We start from the raw sequence: 6961 nt of genomic DNA on the forward strand, positions 1-6961 counted from the left end.
CCGTTCTTTTTTCCATTATAACAAGAGTATTTTTGTTTAGGTGTCTATAAATAAGAAAAAGCTGTTGAGAAATTACTTTCTCAACAGCCTGAGAAAGCAGCCAAGCTGCTTTCTTTTTGTTAATTTAAGCTGCTTTCGTAGCCTATCGCACTCGCAATCGTTTCAAGAGTGGATAAGTCCGTTACATCAAATGCAATCGATTCTCTTGTTCGGACAATCATCATCCCGATTTCAGAACTGGTTGCATTTTTTACTGGAAACTTTAATTCACTGTTACATTCCCAACGCAAATCATCATTAAAACATGAGGCGGCCACTAACTTGTGGTCTAGATCCTCGTACACATAAATTCCTACCCAATCAATGTAAGGAACGGTGTCTACTAAGCTTTCTACGGTTTTAGCGAATACATAATCAGTATCTTGTTTTTTGTAAACATGAGCCATAATTTTTAAAGAAGCAATATCTGTAGGAATTGACATATCTTCACCACCTCCGAGCACAATTACTTCTCCATTCTATCAGAATATAGGAGGTCATGAATTAGAAAGTTTAGGAAAGCTCTAGAATTTGCTATACTAATAAAAGAAAATCTACGATTGTGATGGATTTACGCTAGACTGGAGTGAAGAAATGAAGGAAAAACCGTATCATAAACAGCAGAACAATAATAATGTATCAATACAAACAGGACAACAATTTCCATTAACAATAAAACGATTAGGAATTAATGGAGAAGGCGTTGGTTATTTTAAACGTAAAGTCGTTTTCGTTAAAGGCGCTTTACCTGGAGAAGAAGTTGTTGCTGAAGTAACCAAAGCAGGCGAGCGATTTTCGGAAGCGATTGTAAGGAAAATTCGCAAAGAATCACCTGATCGAGTTAAAGCCCCTTGTCCAATATACGAACAATGCGGGGGGTGCCAACTGCAGCACATGAATTATGATGCTTCCTTAGTTGGAAAACAGGATATTGTAGCACAAGCTTTTAGCCGTTATACAAAAATACCTGACCAACATTTGCCGATACAAAAAACAATTGGTATGGATAACCCGTGGTACTACCGGAATAAAAGTCAACTTCAAACAAGAAAGATTAATAAGCAAGTTATCGCTGGTTTATATAAAGAAGGAACCCACGAGCTTATTGATTTGTCAGCTTGTTTAGTTCAACATCAACAGCTGAATCATGTAACTCAAATCGTAAAATCGATCTTAGCTGATTTAAACATTCCAATCTACAATGAGAGAAAGCACGATGGTGAAGTACGAACTATTGTTACGCGAATCGGCTTTGAAACAAAGCAAGTTCAATTAGTCCTCATTACAAATACGGCTGAATTATCGAATAAAGAGCTCTTTATAAAAGAAGTTAGACAGAAATTGCCGGAAGTTACTTCATTGATGCAAAATATAAATGACAGCAAAACGTCGCTTATTTTTGGTGAGCAGACCTACCATCTTGATGGCGAAGAGACGATTAATGAGCGCTTAGGCGAATTCAGTTTTGATTTATCTGCGCGCGCGTTTTTTCAATTAAACCCGAAACAAACGGTTCATTTGTATGATGAAGCGAAAAAAGCAGCTCGTTTGTCTGGTAAAGAGAAAATTGTCGATGCCTACTGTGGTGTTGGGACAATTGGTCAATGGCTTGCAAATGGAGCAAGTGAAATACGCGGCATGGATACAACTCGGGAAGCGATAGAAGATGCTAGAGCAAACGCTGATGCCCAACAAATCAATACAACCTATGAAGTTGGTACAGCTCAAAAGTGGCTACCGACCTGGTTGAAGCAAGGTTTTAAACCAGATGTTGTGGTTGTAGATCCACCAAGAAGCGGTTGCGATCCTCAGTTATTAAAATCAATCGTCCAGGCCAAACCGAATCGAGTCGTCTATGTGTCTTGTAATCCATCTACATTGGCAAAAGATGTGCAACAACTGATGGATAAAGGCTATAAGGTAGTAAACATTCAGCCTGTAGACATGTTCCCTTGGACAGCGCAAGTTGAAAGCGTGACTGAGTTAGTTTTGAAAAAGTAAGAATGCCTAAACCACCTTAAACAGGTGGTTTTTTGTTTATTTATAAATGAGGAATCCGGCTGATTCCTATTCGTACACGACACTTATGGTCCATTATGGTAGAATTCTTACTAATACGTATAGAGCATTCATCGTGAATAGATTTGGCTTTGATACCTCTCGGATTCACAATGCCACTACTAACTTTATTATCTTAGGTATTAAAGTGTCCTCAAGTTTGCAATGAGCTTTTGGATTGGCTGGAGATTTCCAGCTTGGAAGTAGTAATAACTTAAGACCATTTTACTCGTTTCCTTGTTATCATCTAAATAAACCCCCTCTGGAATAAACCACTCATTATTTATAGCATCGATTAAATCTTGTTTTGTGATGAAACCAGGAATATCATAGGTATACGTTTGACTCATAATTAAACGGTAAAGTTGATCTTTATCTAGATTGCTACAGTTAAAATGACGATAATCTTTCATCAGCTGAACTATAGAGTGATTTAAACGGACCAAAACGAAATAATTGTAACTTTCATGCGAAGTCCCGATATGAGGGATGTACAAGCCTTTTTTATTCCAATCTTTCGTTGCAAGTAAAAGTGCTTGTTCGGTAGCAGCTGCTGATTTAATGGCAAGATTTCTAAACTTAAATGTAAAATCATTTGAGTGTATCTTTTCTTGTTCGTTGCTTTTTAAATTAGGTTTATCTAGAGGGATATGATGTAAGGTGAGATACTTCCAGAACGAGAACTCAGCAAGTTTTCTTTGACTTAGAATAGCAAAATTCTCGCTAATCTTACAGTCGTGATCTTCTTGTAAACTGCAAACTCGTTTGTTTTCGAAAGTCTTAGCATAAGAAAAGCGAAATACTTCTTTAATTATCGTAGGATTTAAGCGAGCCATTGGAGAAAATGGTTTCTGGTAGGGAAACTCGTAGATGACTTCATAATCGTTTAATTGCGAATTGAAAATCTGAGATTGTATCAATGTCAAATTCGTGCACCGCCTTCTTAATCGATTTGAAAAACAGTCTTGAGTTAGTTTGTTATGACAATTATATACAATTTCATGGAATAAAACAGGAAAAAATAAAGATGAATGGAAATAAATATAAAACAAGAGGTGATCATTTCATGCGGCTTTTGAAACCCCAAAAATTAAACCTTGGAGACAAAGTGGCAACTGTAAGTTTAGGCTGGGGTGGTGCAGGCGATACCGGAATAAAATGGCGTTATAAACAGGGGAAGAAGCAATTAGAAGAAGAGTTTGGCTTAGAAGTGGTTGAGATGCCACACACTTTGGCAGGTTCGGAGTTTGTTTATCAAAATCCTGAAAAACGAGCAGAAGATTTAATGTCTGCATTTAGTGATCCAACTATTAAAGCTATCTTTTGTTGTATCGGTGGGAATGAGAGTATTCGAATGTTGCCTTACATAGACTTAAACGTCATAAAAGAAAATCCGAAACTATTTGTAGGGTATTCTGATAACACCGTTGCTCATTTTATTTGTTTAAAGGCAGGTTTATCAAGCATGTATGGTCCGTCTATATTGGTGGATTTTGCAGAAACAGGTGGCATTCCTTCATACACGAAAAATTCTGTTGTTCAAACGCTCTTTGCATCAGACCCGATCGGGGACGTTCCCGTTTCTCCAACATGGACAAATGATTTATTTGATTGGAGAGATGAGTCAACTAAAAAGAAGAAACGCTCTTTTCAACCGAATCGTCCTTACGAATTTATTCAAGGTGATCAGGCAGTTCAAGGACATTTAATTGGGGGCTGCTTTGAAGTAATTGAGACGTTAAAAGGAACCAGTTTATTTCCCGATCTATCCGCTTTTCAAGGAGCTATTTTATTTTTGGAAACGTCAGAAGTACAAGCACCATCGTGGTATCTTGAAGATGGATTACGGAATTACGGCACAACAGGCGTATTAAATGAACTGAGCGGCATCGTATTCGCTAAACCACAGCACGATGTTTTTTATGAAGAATATAAAGCGATAATCGTAAAAGTGCTCGCGGAATTTCAATTGCAACACTTGCCCGTTCTATATAATGCAAGCTTCGGTCATAATGAACCTCAGTGCATCATGCCAATCGGTGTTATGGCATCGCTAGATCCAATTAAGGGGACATTTTCTTTGCTGGAAGCAGCAGTCAATTAAATAAACTTTTCTTTGCGAAATAGTATCGAATAAGTAACAAGAAGTTTTTTGACAACGATAGGCTTAATGGTTGACCGTTGGACATCTTTTTCCATACGATAAATAAAAAGAAGAGTTTGTATTAGAAAGGAAGTGTAGGGCGCTTGAATTTATTCAAAACGCACATCATTCATCCGCATACACATGTGCCTCTAATTGTGTACTATAACCAGTCTGAAGGCTTTGTGAGTTTTGAACGAGACGAAAGGGTATTAAAAGCTATCTATAATGTTAAGAAAGATCTGGCAGTAAATAAACATTTTCAAGAAAGCTTAAAGCGAGCTAATCACCTTTGCCAAACGCAATATCCACTCGATTCTTTACAGCAAGCAGAACAGTTTCTAAAAAAAATAGGCATTGAGGAAAAAAATATTCAATTTGAGCAAGTGTATGTTCATTAAGGAGCTTAGGTCTTTTAAGACCTAAGCTTTTAGGTTTGAAGTAACTGTTTAAGAGCCTCTTCAGGTTCCTCGTAGGTGAAATGAAATTGATGCTGCACGGCTTTCTTGGGGTATACATATGCACCATCTAAAACGAGGGTACTCATCTCCCCCAAAGCTAACTTAATCGCAAACGATGGAGCTGGAATCCAGTGTGGTTTACCAGTAACTTTAGAAATAGTTCGATTTAATTGCTGCATCCGTACTGGATGAGGGGCTGTTATGTTTAATGGACCGCTAATGTCTCTGTTTTCAATCGCAAAAACAAACATGTTAATAAGGTCATCTATGTGTATCCAGGACATCCATTGTCTACCTGTTCCTACCGTACCTCCTACATAGAGTTTATAGGGCAGGAGCATTTTAGGAAAAGCACCACCTTCTAAATCAAGTACAATACCAATTCGTGCAAATACGGTTCGGACATCTAACTCTGTCGCTGTCAAAGCTGCTTTTTCCCACTTGTGGGTTACTTCAGATAGAAAGTTTCGATTTAGCGGTTGATCTGCTTCATCAAATGTTTCATTTTCAGAATGCCCATAAAAACCAATTGCTGAACCATTAATGAGAGCTTCCGGCTTTTGCTCCATTTGTTTCATAATGGAGATCAGTTCATTTGTTGCTTCAAGCCGGCTTGAAAGAATCTTTTCTTTCTTTAACTTTGTCCAACGGCCCATAATCGTTTCACCTGCCAAATTAACAAAGACATTAGTCCCTTCTAATTCATCTACTGGGGAATGATTTGGATTAAGCCATTCCACGTAAGAAAGCCTGTCTTTGTTTTGCTTATTTGATCTGTTTCGCGTTAAAATAGTCACATCATGACCTCTATTTATGAGTGAACGTGTTAATTTGCTCCCGATAAGGCCGGTACCACCAGTTATTGCAATTCTCATCAAAAATCAGGCTCCTTTAGTTTGAAATCGATATTTAATGATTACCCGAAGTTAGAAGCAGTTACACTTTTATAAATCGTTGTTTGGTACAGAAAAGAAAGAAGGGATACGATGATTCGAATCTCAAAGATAACGGTTCAAAAAAAAATGAAGCAACGGTACAATGTCTATGTTGATGAAAAGGGAACGGATCGATACTCGTTTAGTGTTGATGAAGATACGTTAATTAAGTTTGGGATGCGCAAAGGGCTTGAGTTAAATGAAGACGAGATAAAGGAAATCGTTGATGCTGATGAAGCAAAAAAAACACAGCACCTCGCCATTCATTATCTTTCCTTTAGAATGCGTTCGGAAAAAGAAATGATTGATTATCTCGAAAAAAAAGAGCGGCAACCAGAGCACATTAAGCAAGCTATAACTTTCTTAAAACGAGAACGACTAGTCGATGACTTCGCTTTTGCAGGAGCTTTTATTCGTACAAAAATAAATCAATCTCATATAGGACCTTCGAAGTTAAAGCAACAGTTAAAACAGAAAGGTGTACTCGATCAAATCATTGATGAATCTTTATTGCCTTATGATCTCGACTGGCAAAAGATAGAAGTTAAGAGATGGCTTGAGAAACTTGAACGCCGTAAAGTGGAATCTAAGGAGTCCCAGCAACAACAACGAAATAAACAAATCAATCAATTACTCTCAAAAGGCTTTGATTATGAAGCAATTGTTTCAGTCTTAAACAATCATGTCGAAGAAGATGCTGATCAAGAAATAAAAGCACTTCAGTTTCAAGCAGAAAAGATGGTGCGGACGTATTCTAAAAAGTACAGTGGATATGAGCTAAAGCAAAGATTAACGCAAGCGCTTGCGCGAAAAGGTTTTAGCTTTAGCGATATTACAAGCGTCGTAGATGAATTACTTCAAGGAGATGACATATAGTGGAAAAACGGTTTAGTGAAATGGATGAGTATGAACTGAAGCTTGAAATATCCATGCTGAATGAAAAAGCAAAGAAAGCGGAGCAATTGGGCCATGCAAATGAATATGCAGTGTTAGAAAGACGCAAGACGCTTGCTCAATCCTATTTAATTGATCCGAACACAATTGAACCAGGGCATGCATACCGTTTAACAGACGGGATAACTATATTTGAAGTGTCTTATATGAACGGTCGGTTTGCCTGGGGATATCGCCAAGGTGAACGAGAACTTGAAGGAATCCCGATTGCTTTGTTTGCCGACAAAGTGACGTCATCTTAATAAGTAAAAAGGGATCTTCCAATATGGAAGATCCCTCAGGCTGTTGAGAAAGTAATTTCTCAACAGCTTTTTCTTATTTATAGACACCTAAACAAAAATACTCTTGTTATAATGGAAAAAAGAACGGAA

General features: G+C 37.6%; 8 protein-coding genes. 5 read left to right on the forward strand and 3 right to left on the reverse strand.

Annotation, left to right across the window (positions count from 1 at the left end; all coding sequences use genetic code 11):
- Positions 1 to 119: 119 nt before the first annotated feature.
- Positions 120 to 482: a hypothetical protein gene (locus JOC54_RS22715; protein WP_035422340.1), complete on the reverse strand. Its 363-nt coding sequence runs from the start codon at positions 480 to 482 to the stop codon at positions 120 to 122.
- Between the two features lie 151 nt (positions 483 to 633).
- On the opposite strand from JOC54_RS22715, the gene rlmD reads away from it, so the two are divergent.
- Complete coding sequence (gene rlmD / locus JOC54_RS22720) at positions 634 to 2040, forward strand: 23S rRNA (uracil(1939)-C(5))-methyltransferase RlmD (RefSeq protein WP_204469431.1); 1407 nt, start codon at positions 634 to 636, stop codon at positions 2038 to 2040.
- Positions 2041 to 2240: 200 nt separating this feature from the next.
- Here rlmD and JOC54_RS22725 read toward each other — a convergent pair whose 3' ends face one another.
- Complete coding sequence (locus tag JOC54_RS22725; protein WP_204469434.1) at positions 2241 to 3023, reverse strand: hypothetical protein; 783 nt, start codon at positions 3021 to 3023, stop codon at positions 2241 to 2243.
- Between the two features lie 140 nt (positions 3024 to 3163).
- Between JOC54_RS22725 and JOC54_RS22730 the strand changes: the two genes are divergently transcribed.
- On the forward strand, positions 3164 to 4201 hold the full coding sequence (locus JOC54_RS22730; RefSeq protein WP_204469436.1) for a S66 family peptidase: 1038 nt from the start codon (positions 3164 to 3166) through the stop codon (positions 4199 to 4201).
- Between the two features lie 143 nt (positions 4202 to 4344).
- Positions 4345 to 4641 (forward strand): hypothetical protein, encoded by a 297-nt coding sequence (locus JOC54_RS22735; RefSeq protein WP_035422289.1) that lies wholly within the window; start codon positions 4345 to 4347, stop codon positions 4639 to 4641.
- A 29-nt stretch (positions 4642 to 4670) separates the two neighbouring features.
- Here JOC54_RS22735 and JOC54_RS22740 read toward each other — a convergent pair whose 3' ends face one another.
- Entirely contained in the window at positions 4671 to 5576 is a 906-nt protein-coding gene (locus tag JOC54_RS22740) for a TIGR01777 family oxidoreductase (RefSeq protein WP_204469438.1), read from the reverse strand.
- Between the two features lie 111 nt (positions 5577 to 5687).
- Between JOC54_RS22740 and recX the strand changes: the two genes are divergently transcribed.
- Positions 5688 to 6512 carry a recombination regulator RecX gene (gene recX, locus JOC54_RS22745; protein ID WP_054794131.1) on the forward strand — a complete coding sequence of 275 codons (825 nt, stop codon included), beginning with the start codon at positions 5688 to 5690 and terminating at the stop codon, positions 6510 to 6512.
- A complete protein-coding gene (locus tag JOC54_RS22750) occupies positions 6512 to 6832 on the forward strand; it encodes a YfhH family protein (RefSeq protein WP_035422293.1) in 321 nt (106 codons plus the stop codon). Before recX ends, JOC54_RS22750 begins: the two co-directional genes overlap by 1 nt.
- The last annotated feature ends 129 nt before the right edge of the window (positions 6833 to 6961 follow it).

This window comes from Shouchella xiaoxiensis (assembly GCF_016907895.1).
GTDB lineage: Bacteria > Bacillota > Bacilli > Bacillales > Bacillaceae_D > Shouchella > Shouchella xiaoxiensis.

Bases quoted from the DNA above. Each gene is read 5' to 3' on its own strand.
- JOC54_RS22715 (WP_035422340.1), bottom strand. From the start codon at position 482: ATGTCAATTCCTACAGATATTGCTTCTTTAAAAATTATGGCTCATGTT.
- JOC54_RS22740 (WP_204469438.1), bottom strand. From the start codon at position 5,576: ATGAGAATTGCAATAACTGGTGGTACCGGCCTTATCGGGAGCAAATTA.
- JOC54_RS22730 (WP_204469436.1), top strand. From the start codon at position 3,164: ATGCGGCTTTTGAAACCCCAAAAATTAAACCTTGGAGACAAAGTGGCA.
- recX (WP_054794131.1), top strand. From the start codon at position 5,688: ATGATTCGAATCTCAAAGATAACGGTTCAAAAAAAAATGAAGCAACGG.
- rlmD (WP_204469431.1), top strand. From the start codon at position 634: ATGAAGGAAAAACCGTATCATAAACAGCAGAACAATAATAATGTATCA.